Below are 18,118 nucleotides of genomic sequence, written 5' to 3'. Positions count from 1 at the left end.
ATGACCGACGCCTATATCTACGACGCCCTGCGCACCCCCCGCGGCAAGGGCCGCAAGGACGGCGCCCTGCACGAGGTGACGTCGCTCAGGCTTTCGGCGCTGACGCTGAACGCCATCAAGGAGCGCAACAACCTGGACGGCCACGCGGTCGAGGACGTGATCTGGGGCAATGTCACCCAGGTCATGGAACAGGGCGGCTGCCTGGCGCGCTCGGCGGTGCTGGCCTCCGATCTCGACCAATCCATCCCCGGGCTGGCGATCAACCGCTTCTGCGCCTCGGGCATGGAAGCCGTGAACCTTGCCGCCAACCAGGTGCGCGGCGGCGCCGGAGAGGCCTATATCGCCGGGGGCGTCGAGATGATGGGCCGGGTCGCGATGGGCTCGGACGGGGCCGCGATCGCCGTGGATCCCACCGTCGCGATGGAAAGCTACTTCGTGCCGCAGGGCATCAGTGCCGACATCATCGCCACGAAATACGGCTTCACCCGCGACCAGGCCGATGCGCTGGCCGTCGAATCCCAGCGCCGGGCCAAGGCCGCCTGGGATGACGGCCGGTTCGCGAAATCGGTCATCACCGTGACCGACCAGAACGGCCTGCCGATCCTCGATCACGACGAATACATGCGCCCCGGCACCGACATGCAGGCGCTTGGCGCGCTCAACGCCTCGTTCCAGCAGATGGGCGAGGTCATGCCCGGCTTCGACAAGATCGCGATGATGAAATACCCCGAGCTGGAGCGGATCAACCACATCCACCATGCCGGCAATTCCAGCGGCATCGTCGACGGCGCCGCCGCCGTGCTGATCGGCAACAAGGAGTTCGGCGAGAAGCACGGGCTGAAGCCCCGCGCCCGCATCCGCGCCACCGCCAAGATCGGCACCGATCCCACGATCATGCTGACCGGCCCCGTCCCGGTGACCGAGAAGATCCTGAAGGACCACGGGATGGAGATCGGCGACATCGACCTTTTCGAGGTGAACGAGGCCTTCGCCGCGGTCGTGCTGCGCTTCTGCCAGGCCTTCGATGTCGATCCGGGCGTGGTCAACGTCAATGGCGGCTCGATCGCCATGGGCCACCCGCTGGGCGCGACCGGGGCGATCATCATCGGCACCCTGCTTGACGAGATGGAGCGGGCCGACAAGGAAACCGGCCTTGCCACGCTTTGCATCGCCTCGGGAATGGGCGCGGCCACGATCCTGGAACGGGTCTGACCCCTGCGGCCGCCCCGCCCGGGGCGGCGCATCGCCACCGCGTCAAGGAGCACTGCCATGCCCAAGATCGATCTCTCCACGCTCGAGCTGCGCACCGGCTCGATCTATCCCGAACCCTATGCCTCGCAGATGGCCGGACGCAGCTCGCTCCGCCTGGGCGCGGCGGGCGGGCTGACGCAGTTCGGCGCGAACCTGGTCTTTCTCGAACCGGGGGCGAAATCCTCGCTGCGGCACTGGCACCTGAACGAGGACGAATTCGTCATGGTGACCGAAGGCACGCTGATGCTGCACGAGGACGAGGGCGAGACCGAGATGACGCCGGGCGATTGCGCCGCCTTCCCGGCCGGCAATCCGAACGGGCATTGCTTCATCAACCGCTCCGGCGCGCGCGCCGCCTTTCTCGTCGTAGGCACGAAGGCGGCCGAGGAACGCGCCACCTATTCCGACGAGGACTTCTTGATCGAGATCATGGACGGACAGCCGAAATTCCTGTACCGCGACGGCACAGACTGGGAGGGGCCGCGGTGAAGACCCCCTTCCACGGACCGATCTGCGGCCCGAGAATGCTCCTGACCGAAGGCGGTCCTGCCGGCGATGATGCCGTGGGCGCCTGCGTGACGGGGCGTTTCGCGTTGCCGGAGAAGGACCGCAGGCATGACGCCCGAAGAGTTCACCATCATCGAACGCACCCTGACGCGGGCGCTGATCTCCGGCGACTTCGACCTCTACCGTTCGATCATCCACCTGCCGATGCACACGGTCCCCCGGGGCGAAGAGGCCTCCGTGATGCGCACGGAGGAGGAGCTGCGCGAGGATTTCGAGCTTTACCACCAGGCGCTGAGCATCCAGCGCGCCACCGACATCTATCGCCGCGTGCTGTCCTTTTCGCAGATGGAGGAGGACTGGATCGAGGTCACGGTGGAGACCAACATCCTTGGCACCACCGGACGGATCGTCGAACCTTTTCACACCCAATTCGTCCTGCGCCCGCAGAACGGCGACTGGCGGATCGCGCTGATCCGCAGCTCGTTCGGGCACATCCGCTGGTCCCGCGGCCTGGCGCGGATCACGGCCCAGGGCACATTCGAGCCATTGCAGGGGGGGGCACCCCGACGACTGACGTCAGCCCGTCCTGCCACTCACGACAGACGGAGACTGACATGACAGATTTTACCATGGCCAAGGGCGACGACGGCGTCGCCGTGATCACCTGGGACGTGCCCGGCAAGTCGATGAACGTGATGTCTCTCGACGGGCTGGACGATCTGGACGCACTGATCGACGACGCGCTGGCCGACGAGGCGGTGAAGGGCATCGTGATCACCTCGGGCAAGGAAGGCTCCTTCGCCGGGGGGATGGATCTGAACATCCTCGCCAAGATGAAGGAAGACGCCGGCGACGACCCGGCGCGCGGGCTCTTCGAAGGCGTGATGCGGATGCATGCGCTGCTGCGCAAGATCGAGCTGGCCGGCATGGACGTCAAGACCAAGAAGGGCGGCAAGCCCATCGCCTCCGTCCTGCCCGGCACCGCCGCGGGCATCGGCTATGAACTGCCGCTGGCCACGCACCGGATCTTTGCCGCCGACAATCCCAAGGCGCGCATCGGCCTGCCCGAGATCATGGTCGGCATCTTTCCCGGCGCGGGCGGCACCACGCGGCTGGTGCGCAAGCTAGGCGCGATGGGGGCCTCGCCCTACCTGCTCGAAGGCAAGATGGTCGAGCCGAAGAAGGCGAAATCCGCCGGCCTGATCGACGAGGTCTCGGACGATCCGCTGGCCGCCGCCAAGGCGTGGGTGCTGGAGGCGAAAGCCGCCGACCTGGTCAAGCCCTGGGACGCCAAGGGCTACAAGATGCCCGGCGGCGCGCCCTATCACCCGGCGGGCTTCATGACCTTCGTCGGCGCCAACGCGATGGTGCACGGCAAGACCCAGGGCGCCTTCCCCGCGCCCAAGGCGCTGCTGTCGGCCGTCTACGAGGGCGCGCTGGTCGATTTCGACACCGCGCTGAAGATCGAGGCGCGCTGGTTCACCCATGTGCTGATGAACCCCTCCTCGGGCGCCATGATCCGCTCGCTCTTCCTCAACAAGGAAGCGCTGGAGAAGGGCGCGGTGCGCCCCGAGGGCATCCCCGACCAACGCGTGAAGAAGCTGGGCGTTCTGGGCGCGGGCATGATGGGCGCGGGCATCGCTCTGGTCTCGGCCCAGGCCGGGATCGAGGTCGTGCTGATCGACCGGGACCAGGCCGCCGCCGACAAGGGCAAGGCCTATACCGAGAGCTATGCCGACAAGGGCATCAAGCGCGGCAAGACCACGCCCGAGAAGAAGCAGGCGATGCTGGACCTGATCACCGCCACGCCGGATCTCGATCAGCTGAAGGACTGCGACCTGATCATCGAGGCGGTCTTCGAGGACCCGAAGGTCAAGGCCGAGATGACCGAGAAGGTCGAGGCGATCATCCCCGCCGATTGCATCTTCGCCTCCAACACCTCCACCCTGCCGATCACCGAACTGGCCAAGGCCAGCAAACGGCAGGAACAGTTCATCGGCATCCACTTCTTCTCTCCGGTCGAGAAGATGCTGCTGGTGGAGATCATCAAGGGCGCCGAGACCGGCGACCGGGCCGTGGCCAAGGCGCTCGACTTCGTGCGCCAGATTCGCAAGACGCCCATCGTCGTCAACGATGCGCGCTTCTTCTATGCCAACCGCTGCATCATCCCCTACATGAACGAGATGCTGCGCATGATCACCGAAGGCGTCTCGATGCCGCTGATCGACCATGCGGCGCAGCAGCTGGGCTTCCCCGTGGGGCCGGTGCAGCTGAACGACGAAACCTCGATCGACCTGGGCGCCAAGATCGCGCGGGCGACCAAGGCCGCCATGGGCAATGCCTATCCGGAAAACCCCGGCGACGGGCTGCTGTTCTGGATGGAGGAACAGGGCCGGCTGGGCCGCAAGGCCAAGGCCGGGTTCTTCGACTATGACGAGGCCGGCAAGCGGCAGGGTTACTGGAAGGGGGTCGAGGACAAGTTCCCGCTGATGCAAGACCAGCCCAGCCTGACCGAAGTGCAGGAACGGCTGATGTTCATCCAGGCGCTGGAAGCGGTCCGCGCTCTGGAGGAGGGCGTTCTGATGGACATCCGCGAGGGCGACGTGGGCGCGATCCTGGGCTGGGGCTTCGCGCCCTGGTCCGGCGGCCCGCTGTCCTGGCTGGACATCATCGGCGCGCCCTATGCGGCCGAGCGCTGCGACCAGCTGGCCGCGGATTACGGCGACCGCTTCGCCTGCCCGCCGCTGCTGCGCGAGATGGCCGAGAAGAACCAGACCTTCTACGGCCGGTTCAACCCCGACGCGGCACAGGCCGCCTGACGGCGGTTGCCGGGGCCTTCGGCCCCGGCCCGAATCTGTCCGTGGCGCGCGCTTCGCGCGCGTCCCCCTGCGGGGGCGGCCCCTTCGGGGCCGTCTTTTTGCAGGTCCTCAGGAGAACAGGTCGCGCTCGGACTTCGGCGGCTGCAGCCCCAGGTGGGTCCAGGCCCTCTGGCCCAGCATCCGGCCTCGTGGCGTCCGCTGGATCAGCCCCTGCTGCAGCAGGTAGGGCTCGATCACTTCCTCCAGCGCATCGCGGCTTTCCGACAGCGCGGCCGACAGGGTCTCGATCCCCACCGGACCGCCCTGGTAATGCTCGGCGATCAGCGTCAGGTACCGCCGGTCCGCGCCATCCAGCCCCAGCCCGTCGACGCCCAGCCGCGTCAGCGCGCGATCTGCCAGCGCCTGGTCGATCCGCCCGTCGCCCTCGACCACGGCGAAATCCACGACCCGCCGCAGCAACCGCCCGGCAATCCGGGGCGTGCCCCGCGCCCGCCGCGCGATCTCGCGCGCGCCCGCTTCATCGGCCGGGGCGCCCAGCGTGCGGGCATTGCGCGTGACGATCTCGTGCAGCTCGTCCACCGTGTAGAATTGCAGCCGCGTCGGAATGCCGAACCGGTCGCGCAGCGGCGTCGTCAGCAGCCCCATCCGCGTCGTGGCGCCCACCAGCGTAAACGGCTGCAGCTCGATCCGCACGGTCCGCGCCGCCGGCCCCTCGCCGATGACAAGGTCCAGCTCGAAATCCTCCATCGCCGGATACAGCACCTCTTCGACCACCGGGTTCAGCCGGTGGATCTCGTCGATGAAGAGCACGTCCCGCGATTCCAGGTTGGTCAGGATCGCCGCCAGGTCCCCCGCCTTGGCCAGCACGGGACCGGAGGTCATGCGGAAATTCACGCCCAGCTCACGCGCCATGATCTGTGCCAGCGTCGTCTTGCCCAGGCCGGGCGGCCCGTGAAACAGCGTGTGGTCCATCGCCTCGCCGCGCTGGCGGGCGGACTGGATAAAGACGGCAAGGTTCGCCCGCGCCTCTGCCTGCCCGATGAAATCGCCCAGCTGGCGCGGCCGCAGCGCGCGGTCGTTGTCCTCGGGCAGCGGCTCCGGGCGCAGGGTGGGATCGGCTTCGGTCATGGCTTATCCCTTCGGTGCCAGCAGGCGCAGCGCGGCCCGGATCAGCGCCGGGCTGTCGGCCTCCGGCGCCTCGGCCCTGGCCTCGGCCACCGCCGCGGCCGCCTCACTCGGCCCGTAGCCAAGGTTTGACAGCGCCGACATCGCATCCGCCTGGGCGTTCGTGTTCGACGGCGGCGCGGCTTTCGGCGCCGGAGCGGCGGTCTCCACGACCTCCACCGGCGCTTCACCGGCATCCGCCGGGGCGGGCGCCTGCGCCGGGGCCATCATCGCCATGACGCTGGGCGCCTTGTCCTTCAGGTCCAGCACGATGCGCTGCGCCGTCTTCGGCCCGATCCCCTTGGCCGCCTTCACCGCCGACCAGTCGCCCAGCGCGATCGCCCGGCTGACCCCGTCGGCGCCAAGGGTCCCCAGGATCGCCAGCGACGCCTTCGCGCCCACGCCCTGCACCGACATCAGCAGCCGGTGCCATTCCTTTTCGACCAGCGTCGGGAAACCGAACAGCTGCATCAGGTCCTCGCGCACCAGCAGGTCGGTATAAAGCGACACCGCCTCCCCCGGCCCCGGCAGCGACGCCATGGTCCGGTCCGAGCAATAGACCACGTATCCCACGCCCCGCACATCGATCAGCACGTGATCCGCGGCCCGGTAATCCAGCCGCCCCGACAGCCGCCCGATCATGCCCGCACCTCGCGCAGGGCGATGCCGCGCGATCCGCCATAGCGGGCGTGGCAGATGGCGATGGCCAGCGCGTCGGCGGCATCCGGGCTCTCGGGATTGCAGCCGGGCAATTGCAGCTTCACCATGTGCATCACCTGCCGCTTGTCCGCATGTCCCACGCCCACCACCGTCTTCTTCACCGAGTTCGGGGAATATTCGCCCACCGGCAGCCCGGCCCGCGCCGGCACAAGCATCGCGATGCCGCGCGCCTGGCCCAGTTTCAGCGTGCCCGAGCCATCCTTGTTCACGAAGGTCTTTTCGACCGCGGCCTCGTCCGGGCGGTGCCGGTCCAGCACATCCGACAGCTGGTCGAACAGCGACAACAGCCGCGCCGACAGGTCGGTTCCCTGGGTCTTGCAGGTGCCGTTGGCGACATGAACCAGCCGGCTTCCCGTCTGCTCGATCACGCCCCATCCCATGCATTGCAAACCCGGATCGATGCCCAGTACCCGCATCTGGCTGCCCGCCCGCTGTCTTGGTGTCATTTTTTTCAAGTCATTAGCACGAAACGCGAACATCTGCCAAGCGCTTCGCGGCGAACGCGGTTTTGGCGCGGATCCGGTCCCCGGCGGGATCCTGCCCCGGGAAGACGTCAAAATCGACGCTCTTTTGCCTGCAAACGACATGAATTCCGCGGCGCAGAGGGTTTTGAATTATGGGCATATTGCTTAAATCGAAGGCATTCTAAAAACGCATAGCTAGAATGCAATCTGGACCAGTTGCGGTAACATAATGGGCAATCTATGTGCGAGACAGACCGCTGATGCGGTCTTTGTTTTGACCTTCTGCACATAGGAAACGATCATGGCTGCTTACGACACCACTCGTCCGACCTACGGCTCCACTGGCCCTGCTGGCCATGTGCTCACGCCGTTCACCCTTCTCTTCTCGGCCTTCGCCGGCTGGAACGACGCGCGCCGCACGCGCAACACGCTGTCGCGCCTGACCGATCGCGAACTGGAAGACATCGGCCTGAACCGCAGCGACATCGACGCCGTCGCCGTCGGCCGCTGGACCCGCTGATGGGTTGCCGTTGACGCGCCGCGCGAAATCCGCGCGGCGTTGTCACCGCCGCCTCCGGGCGGACCGGGCCGGCCCATCGCGCCGCCCACAGGATTTCCGAAGGGACCCTTGTCCCGCAGGCCGCTGACACTCCGCGCCCCGCGCGCGTCGAGACATCAGCAAACCGACCTGGCCAGTCGCCCCATCGCCCGCAACACACCGCCCCGGACCGGGACCGACGGCTGCACGACCGAAAAAGGTCTGGGGTTGCGCCCGTTCATCCTGTCTAACGCTGCACGGCGCACCGTCGCCCCGCGCGCCAGCCCCCCGTCGCATCCCCCGGCAGCACAAGGCACCGCCCGGTCGGGTCGTTACTTCAGGTAGGGTGCAAGTGCCGCGCCGATCTCGCGCGAGACGGGGTCGGCCTGCATGACCCAGGCGCCGGCCTTCTCGAAGGCCGATCCGGCACCCAGCCGCTCCACGCGATCACTATAGGCCATCGGGCCCAGCGCCGCGATCAGGAAGCCCTTGAAGCCAAGCAGGGCCGCGACGACGAGGATCAGCACCCGGGGCGTCACGCCCAGCCCGCGCGTCCGGCGCGGACGGGCGACGATCAGCCCGTCTTTCTGCATGTGAAGGTCGTAGCCATTCGCCAGCTTGCCGTGCTTGGTCTCGATCCGGCGACGGCGCGCGTCAAACCCCGCGAAACTGTCAGACATCTTTAAGAACCCCGGTCCGTGGCCCCCACCAACGGATGGCTCTGGCTACGGCCAGATTGTGGCAAAACCGGGGCGAACGGATAGAACTCGGCTCAAATGCGCCCCAATCACTCCGTTCGGATAAGGATTAGCGTGGTCCAGTCGCCAATATCGTCCCGCCGCTGCAAATTGGTTCCGAAACGGGAATACTCGGCCACCACGTCATCGGCCTGCTCCACCAGGATGCCCGAGAGAATCGCATGCCCGCCCGGGGCCAGCGCGCCGCACAGGTCCGGCGCCAGCGCCATCAGCGGGCCCTTGAGGATGTTGGCGAAGATCAGGTCGAAGGGCGCCGCCCCGGCCAGGGCGGGATGATCGAACCCCGCCGCCTCGACACAATGCAGCCGCCCCTCCAGCCCGTTGGCCCGCGCATTGGCTTCCGCCACCTCGACCGCGACCGGGTCGATGTCCGAGGCCAGCACATCCTCGGGCCAGGTCCTCGCGGCGGCCATCGCCAGCACCGCTGTGCCACAGCCGATATCGGCCACGTTGTGCTTCACCTCGCCCTGCTCGATCAGCCAGTCCAGCGCCTTGAGACACCCCAGAGTGGTGCCGTGGTGCCCGGTGCCGAAGGCCATCGCCGCGTCGATCAGCAGCGCCTCGACCCCGTCGGGCACCTTGTCGGAATCGTGGCTGCCGTGGACAAAGAACCGCCCCGCCGCCACCGGCGACAGCTCGCGCCGGACCTTGGCGACCCAGTCGGTCTCGGGCAGTTCCGACACCGCGAAGGGCTTTGCGCCAAAGACCTGGGCCAGCAACGCCAGCCCCGCCGCGTCGGGGCTTTCGGTGAAATAGCCGCCGACCTCCCACAGGCCCGATCCGTCTTCCAGTTCGAAGACACCGACGCCGGTGGGTTCGGGGTCCAGCCGCTCCATCGCCTCGCCAAGGGCTTCGGCCTCCTTGCGTCCGGTCAGGGTGGTCAGGGCGGTAAACGTGGGCATGGGATCGGCTCTATTCTGCAAGGGTCGGGGTGGTGGCGGAGGGCGCGACGGAGCCCGGTTTCAGCGACCGGATGTACCACAGGCCCACCAGCCAGGCGGCGGTGCCGATTATCATGCTGACGACGATCTGGGAATAGACGACGCCCACGGCCCCGAACCAGCCCGCCATCAGCACGGCGGCGGGCCAGGTCAGCGCCACCTCGCGCACCCAGGCAAAGCCGGTGGCCCAGTGCGGCCGCCCCAGCACGTTCAGCGCCGCGCCGTTGACGAACAGCATCGCGGCAAAAACATAGCCCCCCGCCCCGTAATGGGTAAAGGCGCGCAGCACGTCGGCGCCCAGCCCGGTGACGCCGAAGGCGCGGATCGCGGGCTCGGTCACCCAGATCAGCAGCGCCCAGACCACCAGCACATAGGCCACGCCGAAGATCGTCGCGTCGCGGAAGGTGCGGCGCACCCGGTCGATCCGCCCGGCGCCGTAGTTCTGGCCAAAGATCCCGCCGATCATCGCCGCCAGCGACAAAAGCCCGCCGAAAGCCACCATGATCAGCCGCGACAGCACGGTCCAGCCGGCCACCGCCTCTTCGCCGAAAGGCGCCATGACCATGACCAGCACCGCCAGCCCGACGGGCCGGGCCAGCTGCGACAGCATCGCGGGCACGGCGATCACCATGAACGGACCGAAAGTCGCGCGAATATCCGCCGCGCGCGGCCGCGCCAGCAGGTCGTGCACCCGCCGCGCCACCCGGAAGGCCAGCAGGAAGGACACGCATTGCGCCGCACTCACGCTCAGCGCCGCCCCGGTCAGACCCAGCCCGGCCCGGTGGATCAGCACATAGCCCAGGATCGCCGAGACAAGCCCGCCCAGCATGGTCACGCCGACCGAGCGCCGCGCATCGCCCTGCGCCCGGATCGCCCCGTTGATCACCATCCCCGCGCCCAGCACCGTCAGCGCCGGCAGCGAGACCACGAGGTAATGCGCCGCCTGCGCCGCCACCTCGCCCTCGGCGCCCAGGAAGGCCAGCACCGGGTGCCGGAAGCTGATCAGCAGCGCCGCCACGATCCCCTGCACCACCGCCGCGATCACGGCGCCCGAGGCGGTCTGCCGCCGCGCCAGCTCTGCCTCTCCCGCCCCCAGCGCGCGCGAGATCAGCGCCGAGGAGGCGACCATCATCGAAATCCCCCCGGCCAGCGAGATCACCTGGATCGCCATGGCGAACCCGGCGGCCGCCACCAGCGTCGTGTCGCCGGTCTGCGACAGCCAGTAGAGGTTGATCGCGTCCACCGCGAAGATGAAGACAAAGCCGATCATGCCGGTCAGCGTCATCCGCGCCACGTGGCCCATGATCGAGCCTGTCAGGAAACGTCCGGGTTCGTTGAGGATACTCACATCACGCTCTTCTGGCTGCGAAGGCCGGTCTCACCGGCGCTCTGTTAGGGAAGGACGGGGCCGGCTATTCCGCCGCCGCTGCCGGCAGCGCGCCGGCCAGGGTGGTTTCGCGCCCCGGCTCGGGGTGGCGCGGGATCATCAGCGCCAAAAGCAGCGAGGTCATCGCCATGCCCGAGGCCAGCACGAAGACCGCCGCCGGCGACACCAGCCACAGATAGCCCAGCCCCGCCGGCAGGAAGACGGCCGCGATATGGTTGATGGTGAAGGCCACGGCGGCGGTGGGCGCGATATCGCCCGGATCGGCGATCTTCTGGAAATAGGTCTTCAACGCCAGCGCCATGGCAAAGAACAGGTGGTCGATCACGTAAAGCGTCGCCGCCAGCACCACGCCCCAGCCGAAGAAATAGATCCCGCCATAGGCGAGAAAGACGATCACCAGCCCGGTGTACTCGAACAGCAGCGCCCGCCGCTCGCCCCAGGCGTTGACCGCCTTGCCGATGAGCGGGGCGCAGATCATGTTCAGCACCAGGTTGATCATGTAAAGCGACGTGACCTCGTGCACGTCGAAGCCGAAATGCTCGACCATCATGAAGCCCGCGAAGACGATGAAGATCTGCCTGCGGGCTCCGGACATGAACTGCAGCGCGTAATAAAGCCAGTAGCGCCTGCGCAGCACCATCTTCTTGACCTGCGGATGCGGCGCCTCGAACTGCGGCCACAGCAGGAAGCCCAGCACCGCCAGCAGCGCCGTGATCCCGCCGGAGGCAAGGTAGACGGTGTTGTAGGTCAGCCCCAGCCGGTCCCACAGCAGCACGATCAGCCCGTAGGACACCAGCGTCGCCGCCGATCCCGCCGCCAGCAGCCAGCCCAGAACCTGCGGCGCCTTGGACTTCTCGATCCATTGCAGCTGCAGCGACTGGTTGACCGTCTCGTAGTAATGGAACCCGATCGAACTCAGCATCGTGATCGTCAGGATCCCGCCCATGCTCGGGAACCAGGCGGTGACGGCGGTCGCCACCCCCAGCATGAAAAGCGCGACCAGCCCCAGCACCTGCTCGCGCATGAAGATGATGATGGCGATCACGCCGATCGACAGAAAGCCCGGGATCTCGCGCACCGTGTGCAGCCAGCCGATATCCGAGCCGTCGAAATCCGCGACCTCGATGACGAAATTGTTCAGAAGCGCCGACCAGGTCGCGAAGGCGATCGGCATGGCAAGCGCGGTGAGGACGAGTAGCGGGATCGGCCGGCGCCAGGCCGGCTGCGACCCGATCTCGGACAGAGGCACGATACGGGGCATATCTGCCCCTTTACGCCCCGCTCCCGCGATTGGCGAGACAAATACGCACCGCTCCCACCGCCGGGCGGATTTTGCACCGCGGTCGCGCGTGGATGATCCTCGGGCGCGGATGCGGCTGGCCGGATCGGGCGTGTTGCGGTCCAGTCGCCATCATGCAATCGGTCCGTGTCGTGGCCACCGTCGGATTGAGGTATTTGGGCAAAGATGAAGCAGGGGACCTGTGCCAGACGCCCGGGCGGCGCGCCCGGATCCGGCGGTGGAGCGGCGTTTCGCAGATGTACAAAACGGACATACCCCGCTTCGGACAATGTACAAAACGTCCATATCTTCACTTTTGCCCAAGTACCTCCGGGGGAGGCCTCCGCAGGAGGACGGGGGCAGCGCCCCCAATCCACCGTCAGAAGAAGCTCTGCGGGTCGATATCCACCGCCAGCCTCAGATCCCCCTTCAGCCGCACCGGCGCGATCCAGCGCGAGATCGCCTCCTGCAGCGCGACGCCCTTCGGCGCCTTGACCAGAAGCCGCACGCGATGCCGCCCCCGGATCCGCGCGATCGGCGCCGGCGCGGGGCCGAAAACCGTTGCGCCAATTGCACTTAGCGGCCCCGTGTTGCGCGCCAGCGCGTTGCCCAGGTCGAAGACCTGCGCCGTATCCGTGCCCGACAGGATGATCCCCGCCATCCGTCCGAAGGGCGGCACCCCGGCCGCCTGCCGCTCTCCGGCCTCGGCGCGCCAGAACCCGTCCTCGTCACCCGCCAGGATCGCCCGGATCACCGGATGCTCCGGCTGATAGGTCTGGAGCAACGCAAGCCCCGCCCGCTCCGAGCGCCCCGCGCGGCCCGCCACCTGCCGCATCAGCTGAAAGGTCCGCTCTGCCGCGCGCAGGTCCGACCCCTGCAGGCCAAGGTCCGCGTCGATCACGCCAACCAGCGTAAGCAACGGAAAGTTATGGCCTTTTGCCACCAGCTGCGTGCCGATGATGATCTCCGCCCCGCCCTCGGCAATCCGCTCGATCTCGGCCTTAAGCGCCCGGGCCGAGCCGAAGAGATCCGAGCTGAGCACCGCCTGCCGCGCTTCGGGAAACAGCGCCGCGGCCTCCTCGGCCACCCGTTCGACGCCCGGTCCGACGGGCGCCAGCCGGTCCTCGACACCACATTCGGGGCAGGCCTTGGGGATCGGCATCGTCTCGCCGCATTGGTGGCACATCAGCCGCTTGAGAAACCGGTGTTCGACCATCCGCGCGTCGCAATGCGGGCAGGCGATCTGCGATCCGCAGGCCCGGCACAGCGTCACCGGCGCATAGCCGCGCCGGTTCAGGAAAAGCAGCGCCTGCTCGCCTTTTGCGACCCGCGCCTCCACCGCCTCGGCCAGAGCGGGCGAGATCCAGCGCCCGGCGGGCAGCTTCGCCTCGCGCATGTCGAGCGATTGCATCTGCGGCAGGATCGACGGCCCGAACCGCGAATTCAGCTCTATTTTCCGGTACTTGCCGGCCTGTGCATTGGTCCAGCTTTCCAGCGACGGCGTGGCCGAGGCCAGCACCACCTGCGCCGCACAGATCGAGGCGCGCAGCACCGCCATGTCGCGGGCGTTGTACAGAACGCCCTCTTCCTGCTTGTAGGCCGTGTCATGTTCCTCGTCGACGACGATCAGGCCCAGGTCGCGGAACGGCAGGAACAGGGCCGAGCGCGCGCCGACCACCAGTTGCGCGCCGCCCTCGCCCACCATGCGCCAGATCCGGCGGCGCTCGGTCATGGTGGCGCCCGAATGCCATTCGGCCGGGCGCGCGCCGAACCGCGCCTCGACCCGCGACAGGAATTCCGCCGTCAGCGCGATTTCCGGAAGCAGGACAAGCGCTTGGCGCCCGCGCTCCAGGCAGGCGGCGACGGCCTCCAGGTAGACTTCGGTCTTGCCGGAGCCGGTGATCCCGCGCAGCAGCGTGGTGCCGTATTGGCCCGAGGCGACGGCCTCCTGCAACTGGGTCGCGGCGGCGGACTGGTCCTCGGTCAGCGCCTTGCCCGGGCGGCCGGGATCGAGACGCGGGAAGGGCAGGTCGCGGGGGCTGTCCTCCTCGCGCACGGCGCCCTGCTTGACCAGCCCCTTGACGACAGAGGTGCCCACAGCGGCCATCTCGGCCAGTTCGCCCAGCGTGAAGGCCAGCCCGCCGTGGTCGCGCAGAACCTCCAGCACGCGGGTCCGCGCGTCGGTCATGCGGCTCGGCTCGGCATCGCCCAGGCGGTAGATCTTGCGCATCGACGGCGGGTCGCCCAGCCCCGGCGCGCGGGTCGCCAGACGCAGCATGGCGGGCATCGGCGTCAACGTGTAGGCCGAGCATTTCTCAAGGAAAATCCGCAGCTCCTCGCGCATCGGCGCGGCGTCGAGCACGCGGTTCACGGGGCGCAGCTTCGCCGGATCGAAGTCGCCCTGCCCCGGGCCCCAGACCACGCCCAGCACCCGGCGCGGGCCCAGCGGGACCTCGACGAAATCGCCGGTCTGGCAGCCGGTCTCGGGCGCCTTGTAATCCAGCAGCCGGTCGAGCGGCTGCGTGGTCAGGACGGCCACCGGGGTTCCGGCTGCGAATTCCTGGCTCGCGTCCATGGGATGCCTCCGGGCTTTTCGGGTGGTTGTCGGGAGGTAGCGCAGGCCATGCGGGAAGGGCAAGGGTGATGGCATCCGCACCCGCCGGCGGGACCGTGCCACCGGGGCGCGCGCGATCGCAGGATTGGTGCCGCCGGGGCTTTCCGGTGGACGTCGTTTGCGATACCAGACCGGCAAGAGACGACCGCCACGCCCGAGGGGCAGAAGGGGACAGAAATGAAGTTTTTCGTGGACACAGCCGAAATCGATGCAATCGCCGAGCTGAACGACCTTGGCATGGTCGACGGGGTCACCACCAACCCGTCGCTGATCATGAAATCCGGCCGCGACATCCTGGAAGTGACCAAGGAGATCTGCGACCTGGTCGACGGCCCGGTCAGCGCCGAGGTGGTCGCCACCGAGGCCGACGCGATGATCGCCGAGGGCCGCAAGCTGGCCGAGATCGCGCCCAACATCACCGTGAAGGTGCCGCTGACCTGGGACGGGCTGAAGGCCTGCAAGGTGCTGTCGGGCGAAGGCAAGATGGTCAACGTGACGCTGTGCTTCTCGGCCAACCAGGCGCTGCTGGCGGCCAAGGCGGGCGCGACCTTCATCTCGCCCTTCATCGGGCGGCTCGATGACATCGCGCTCGACGGGCTGGAGCTGATCGACGATATCCGCACCATCTACGACAATTACGGGTTCGAGACCGAGATCCTCGCCGCCTCGATCCGCAGCGCCAACCACGTGCAGGATTGTGCGCGCATCGGCGCCGACGTGATCACCGCGCCGCCGGCCGTGATCAAGTCGTTGGCCAGCCACCCGTTGACCGACAAGGGCCTCGCCGCCTTCCTGGCGGACTGGGAAAAGACCGGCCAGAAGATCCTGTGATCCAGGGCTGCCCGTCTTCACGATCTGACGCATCCGCGATCTGACCGGGGGGCTCCCGCGCCCCTCGGCCCCGGCCTGGCCGGGGCCCTGCGGGCCTTGGGCCCGGCCGCGCGGCCTCTGACGAGGCCGCGCGGCGGTTGCACGCTGATCCCACCGGTGTTGCTTGGCGCGACCGCCCTGCGCCGCAGGCGCAGGGCCATGCCCAACGCGCGGAAGGGCGCGGCGCAGCCGCGGCATGACAAGCGGCGGGAGCGCCACAGGGTCAGTTTCGACCGCGGGACGGGGCTTTTTCCGTCGAAACGCGGTCTTGTGTCATGTTATACACACTCCAAATCACCAGAGGCCTTCATGAGCAGTAGCCCGAAACTCGACGACGCCACGCGCGCCGCGATCATTGCGGCACCCGATTCCATCCTGGACGACCAGGACCTGATGCGCGCCCTCATCGCCGCCAACGAACGGTCCATGGGCGGCAATATCGTCGATCTCCGCGGCATCGCCATGGAGCGGCTCGAGGCCCGGCTCGACCGGCTCGAGGACACCCATCGTTCCGTCATCGCCGCCGCCTACGAAAACCTCGCCGGCACCAACCAGGTCCACCGCGCCATCCTGCGCATGCTCGACCCGGTCGAGTTCGAAGGCTTCCTGCGCGACCTGGGCGGCGAAGTGGCCGAGATCCTGCGCGTCGATGCCGTCACGCTGATCCTCGAATCCACCCAGGCCGAAGAAGACCCGGCCGTCCACCGCCTGGGCCAGGTTCTGCATATCTGCGACCCCGGCTTCATCGACGGCTACCTCGGCCGCGGCAACGAACCGCGCCCGCGCCAGGTCACCCTGCGCCAGCTGCAGGAGGGCGTCACCACGGTTCACGGCCCCCGCGCCGGCTGGATCCGGTCCGAGGCCTGCCTGAGGCTCGATTTCGGCTCCGGCCGCCTGCCCGGCATGCTCGCCCTCGGCTCGGAGGATCCGCACCAGTTCACGCCGCAGCAAGGCACCGACCTGCTCAGCTTCTTCGCCGGCGTCTTCGAACGCTCCATGCGGCACTGGCTGTCGTGACGGCGCCGGACCGCAGCATGCTGATCGCGGCCGCCAGCCGCGACGCGCTGCAGGGCTGGCTGACCCATGAACGCGCCCTGAACGGCGCCGCGGATGCCACGATCCGCGCCTATTCGACCGATGTCTCGGGCTTCCTGGCCTTCCTCGCCATCCACCAGGGCGGCCGCGCCGGGCTTGGCCCGCTGCGCGAGATCACCGTCTCCGACATGCGCGCCTGGATGGCCTCCGAACGCGCCCACGGCCTTTCGGCCCGGTCCCTGGCAAGGCGCCTCTCGGCGGTGAAGGGGTTCATCGGCTGGCTGGCCGAACGTGACGGCTTCGACGCCACCGCCGTCCTGTCCACCCGCTCGCCCAAGTTCACGCGCAAGCTTCCCCGCCCCCTGGCCGAGGATGCCGCCCGCGCCATGATCGACACGGTGGAACTGCAATCGCCCGAGAAATGGGTTTCGGCCCGCGACAGCGCCGTGCTGACGCTGCTCTACGGCTGCGGCTTGCGGATCTCCGAGGCGCTGGGGCTGACGTTCAAGGACGCCCCCCTGCCCGAGGTGCTGCGCATCCGGGGCAAGGGCGGCAAGGAACGCATCGTGCCGGTGCTGCCCGCCGCGCGGCAGGCGGTGGAGGCTTATCTGGCGATTTGCCCGCACCCGATGACGCCCGATGCGCCGCTGTTTCGCGGCGTGCGCGGCGGCCCGCTGAACCCGCGCGCCGTCAGCGGCGTGATGGCCCGCGCCCGCCAGCAGCTGGGCCTGCCTTCCACCGCGACGCCCCATGCGATGCGGCACAGCTTCGCGACGCACCTGCTGGCCGCCGGGGGCGACCTGCGCGCGATCCAGGACCTTCTGGGCCATGCGTCGCTGTCGACCACGCAGGCCTATACCGCCGTCGACACCGCGCGCCTGATGGAGGTCTATGACCAGGCCCATCCCCGCGCCCGCCGCGGCGCCCGATCCGCCCCGGGGAAAAGCGCGGCCACCTGAGGGCCAGAGGCGCCGCCCACCGCCCGCAGGACAATCCAGCGCCCTTTAGGCGCCGGGACACGCCCCACGGTTCCGGTCGACTGTCCCGGACCACCGATCACGGGACCGGACCGCGCGCTTGGTCCGGTCGTCCGAATGGCATCACCCGGATTGCCGCCCGCGTCGGGGCATCCGGGCACGCCACTGTTCGAAAGGGGCCAAACCCCGTCTCAGAACACCTCGTCGATGACCATGTTGCGGCCGCCGAGTTCAAAGCTGTCGCCGGCCGAAAGCCCGTCCATCGCGCGGTAGATCGGCGCCTGGGTCGAAATCCCCATCCAGGTCTCGCCCTCGCAGTCGAACCGGGCCGTGGCCACGCTGACGATGAAGTTCTTGCCGCCGACCACGATCGCCGCGCCGGGCCGCACCACGTCGGTCGGCGACAGGTCCAGCGACCGGATCGCCGCGATCTTCGCCTGGTGTTCCTCGACCGGGTGCTCGAACCCCTGCGCCAGGTTCAGCTCGGTCACGCTGTCGGCGATATCGTCGTTGTCATGCTGTTCGCGCCCGCTCAGCCTGCTGTCGGCCATATGCGCCTCGTAATGCTCGATGGCCGCGGCCAGCTCGGCCTCTTCAAGGGCCTTCATCCGTTCGTGCAGTTTCGCCTTGAGCGCCGCCCGGTCCTGGGTCATCGCCTCGTCCTCCTGTGATCCTCGGTATTCAAGTTGGACGCTGAAGGGCCCGATTGCAATCGCCCTCGATGTCGGGAGACCACCGCGCCACCGCCCTGTCTGACCGCAGCCTTGCGTCGCCCGCCGATCCGGGCGCCCGAC

At 68.2% G+C, this 18,118-nt stretch carries 17 protein-coding genes; 8 read left to right on the top strand and 9 right to left on the bottom strand.

The window, feature by feature from the left end:
• The 4 genes from ATO3_RS15475 (at position 1) to ATO3_RS15460 (ending at position 4,577) form a co-directional block, all read left to right on the top strand.
• Positions 1-1,212 (top strand): acetyl-CoA C-acetyltransferase, encoded by a 1,212-nt coding sequence (locus ATO3_RS15475; RefSeq protein WP_088650790.1) that lies wholly within the window; start codon positions 1-3, stop codon positions 1,210-1,212.
• Between the two features lie 57 nt (positions 1,213-1,269).
• Positions 1,270-1,740 (top strand): cupin domain-containing protein, encoded by a 471-nt coding sequence (locus ATO3_RS15470; RefSeq protein WP_088650789.1) that lies wholly within the window; start codon positions 1,270-1,272, stop codon positions 1,738-1,740.
• A gap of 126 nt (positions 1,741-1,866) precedes the next feature.
• Positions 1,867-2,376, top strand: a complete 510-nt coding sequence (locus tag ATO3_RS15465) for a hypothetical protein (protein WP_088650788.1) — start codon at positions 1,867-1,869, stop codon at positions 2,374-2,376.
• On the top strand, positions 2,373-4,577 hold the full coding sequence (locus ATO3_RS15460; protein WP_088650787.1) for a 3-hydroxyacyl-CoA dehydrogenase NAD-binding domain-containing protein: 2,205 nt from the start codon (positions 2,373-2,375) through the stop codon (positions 4,575-4,577). The genes ATO3_RS15465 and ATO3_RS15460 overlap by 4 nt, the downstream gene beginning before the upstream one ends.
• A 108-nt stretch (positions 4,578-4,685) precedes the next feature.
• Here the strand turns inward: ATO3_RS15460 and ruvB are convergent, their stop codons facing one another.
• Genes ruvB through ruvC form a run of 3 tightly spaced genes read right to left on the bottom strand, consistent with a single transcriptional unit; the run spans position 4,686 to position 6,877 of the window.
• The gene (gene ruvB, locus ATO3_RS15455) at positions 4,686-5,705 is read right to left on the bottom strand and encodes a Holliday junction branch migration DNA helicase RuvB (RefSeq protein ID WP_088650786.1); all 1,020 of its coding nucleotides are present in this window, start codon (positions 5,703-5,705) and stop codon (positions 4,686-4,688) included.
• A gap of 3 nt (positions 5,706-5,708) precedes the next feature.
• A complete protein-coding gene (ruvA, locus tag ATO3_RS15450) occupies positions 5,709-6,383 on the bottom strand; it encodes a Holliday junction branch migration protein RuvA (protein WP_088650785.1) in 675 nt (224 codons plus the stop codon).
• The gene (gene ruvC / locus ATO3_RS15445; RefSeq protein ID WP_088650784.1) at positions 6,380-6,877 is read right to left on the bottom strand and encodes a crossover junction endodeoxyribonuclease RuvC; all 498 of its coding nucleotides are present in this window, start codon (positions 6,875-6,877) and stop codon (positions 6,380-6,382) included. The genes ruvA and ruvC overlap by 4 nt, the downstream gene beginning before the upstream one ends.
• 349 nt (positions 6,878-7,226) lie before the next feature.
• On the opposite strand from ruvC, the gene ATO3_RS15440 reads away from it, so the two are divergent.
• Positions 7,227-7,445, top strand: a complete 219-nt coding sequence (locus ATO3_RS15440) for a DUF1127 domain-containing protein (protein WP_088650783.1) — start codon at positions 7,227-7,229, stop codon at positions 7,443-7,445.
• Positions 7,446-7,795: 350 nt separating this feature from the next.
• Here ATO3_RS15440 and ATO3_RS15435 read toward each other — a convergent pair whose 3' ends face one another.
• The 5 genes from ATO3_RS15435 to ATO3_RS15415 all read right to left on the bottom strand — a co-directional run bounded on the left by ATO3_RS15435 (position 7,796) and on the right by ATO3_RS15415 (position 14,403).
• Entirely contained in the window at positions 7,796-8,143 is a 348-nt protein-coding gene (locus ATO3_RS15435) for a hypothetical protein (protein WP_088650782.1), read from the bottom strand.
• Positions 8,144-8,250: 107 nt separating this feature from the next.
• Positions 8,251-9,123, bottom strand: coding sequence for a 50S ribosomal protein L11 methyltransferase (locus ATO3_RS15430; RefSeq protein ID WP_088650781.1), 873 nt, complete (start codon positions 9,121-9,123; stop codon positions 8,251-8,253).
• A gap of 10 nt (positions 9,124-9,133) precedes the next feature.
• A complete protein-coding gene (locus tag ATO3_RS15425) occupies positions 9,134-10,510 on the bottom strand; it encodes an MATE family efflux transporter (protein WP_088650780.1) in 1,377 nt (458 codons plus the stop codon).
• A gap of 64 nt (positions 10,511-10,574) precedes the next feature.
• Positions 10,575-11,810: an MFS transporter gene (locus tag ATO3_RS15420; RefSeq protein WP_088650779.1), complete on the bottom strand. Its 1,236-nt coding sequence runs from the start codon at positions 11,808-11,810 to the stop codon at positions 10,575-10,577.
• A gap of 397 nt (positions 11,811-12,207) precedes the next feature.
• The gene (locus tag ATO3_RS15415; RefSeq protein WP_088650778.1) at positions 12,208-14,403 is read right to left on the bottom strand and encodes a primosomal protein N'; all 2,196 of its coding nucleotides are present in this window, start codon (positions 14,401-14,403) and stop codon (positions 12,208-12,210) included.
• 216 nt (positions 14,404-14,619) lie between these two features.
• Here ATO3_RS15415 and fsa point away from each other — a divergent pair, with 216 nt between their 5' ends.
• The 3 genes from fsa (at position 14,620) to ATO3_RS15400 (ending at position 17,306) form a co-directional block, all read left to right on the top strand.
• Positions 14,620-15,273 (top strand): fructose-6-phosphate aldolase, encoded by a 654-nt coding sequence (fsa, locus tag ATO3_RS15410; protein WP_088650777.1) that lies wholly within the window; start codon positions 14,620-14,622, stop codon positions 15,271-15,273.
• Positions 15,274-15,621: 348 nt separating this feature from the next.
• A complete protein-coding gene (locus tag ATO3_RS15405; RefSeq protein ID WP_088650776.1) occupies positions 15,622-16,329 on the top strand; it encodes a DUF484 family protein in 708 nt (235 codons plus the stop codon).
• A 17-nt stretch (positions 16,330-16,346) separates the two neighbouring features.
• Positions 16,347-17,306 (top strand): tyrosine recombinase XerC, encoded by a 960-nt coding sequence (locus ATO3_RS15400; protein WP_088650775.1) that lies wholly within the window; start codon positions 16,347-16,349, stop codon positions 17,304-17,306.
• Positions 17,307-17,515: 209 nt separating this feature from the next.
• Here the strand turns inward: ATO3_RS15400 and ATO3_RS15395 are convergent, their stop codons facing one another.
• Entirely contained in the window at positions 17,516-17,977 is a 462-nt protein-coding gene (locus ATO3_RS15395) for a hypothetical protein (protein ID WP_088650774.1), read from the bottom strand.
• Between the last annotated feature and the right edge of the window lie 141 nt (positions 17,978-18,118).

This window comes from Marinibacterium profundimaris (assembly GCF_002210095.1).
Classification (GTDB): Bacteria; Pseudomonadota; Alphaproteobacteria; order Rhodobacterales; family Rhodobacteraceae; genus Marinibacterium; species Marinibacterium profundimaris.
Note: the sequence above shows the minus strand (reverse complement) of the source record. Positions and strands in the feature narration are given on the sequence as shown.

Coding starts and splice junctions, on each gene's coding strand:
- ATO3_RS15460 (WP_088650787.1), top strand. CDS start 2,373: ATGACAGATTTTACCATGGCCAAGGGCGACGACGGCGTCGCCGTGATC.
- ATO3_RS15475 (WP_088650790.1), top strand. CDS start 1: ATGACCGACGCCTATATCTACGACGCCCTGCGCACCCCCCGCGGCAAG.
- ATO3_RS15405 (WP_088650776.1), top strand. CDS start 15,622: ATGAGCAGTAGCCCGAAACTCGACGACGCCACGCGCGCCGCGATCATT.
- ruvB (WP_088650786.1), bottom strand. CDS start 5,705: ATGACCGAAGCCGATCCCACCCTGCGCCCGGAGCCGCTGCCCGAGGAC.
- ATO3_RS15440 (WP_088650783.1), top strand. CDS start 7,227: ATGGCTGCTTACGACACCACTCGTCCGACCTACGGCTCCACTGGCCCT.
- ruvA (WP_088650785.1), bottom strand. CDS start 6,383: ATGATCGGGCGGCTGTCGGGGCGGCTGGATTACCGGGCCGCGGATCAC.
- ATO3_RS15420 (WP_088650779.1), bottom strand. CDS start 11,810: ATGCCCCGTATCGTGCCTCTGTCCGAGATCGGGTCGCAGCCGGCCTGG.
- ATO3_RS15465 (WP_088650788.1), top strand. CDS start 1,867: ATGACGCCCGAAGAGTTCACCATCATCGAACGCACCCTGACGCGGGCG.
- ATO3_RS15430 (WP_088650781.1), bottom strand. CDS start 9,123: ATGCCCACGTTTACCGCCCTGACCACCCTGACCGGACGCAAGGAGGCC.
- ATO3_RS15435 (WP_088650782.1), bottom strand. CDS start 8,143: ATGTCTGACAGTTTCGCGGGGTTTGACGCGCGCCGTCGCCGGATCGAG.
- ATO3_RS15400 (WP_088650775.1), top strand. CDS start 16,347: ATGCTGATCGCGGCCGCCAGCCGCGACGCGCTGCAGGGCTGGCTGACC.
- ATO3_RS15415 (WP_088650778.1), bottom strand. CDS start 14,403: ATGGACGCGAGCCAGGAATTCGCAGCCGGAACCCCGGTGGCCGTCCTG.
- fsa (WP_088650777.1), top strand. CDS start 14,620: ATGAAGTTTTTCGTGGACACAGCCGAAATCGATGCAATCGCCGAGCTG.
- ATO3_RS15470 (WP_088650789.1), top strand. CDS start 1,270: ATGCCCAAGATCGATCTCTCCACGCTCGAGCTGCGCACCGGCTCGATC.
- ruvC (WP_088650784.1), bottom strand. CDS start 6,877: ATGCGGGTACTGGGCATCGATCCGGGTTTGCAATGCATGGGATGGGGC.
- ATO3_RS15395 (WP_088650774.1), bottom strand. CDS start 17,977: ATGACCCAGGACCGGGCGGCGCTCAAGGCGAAACTGCACGAACGGATG.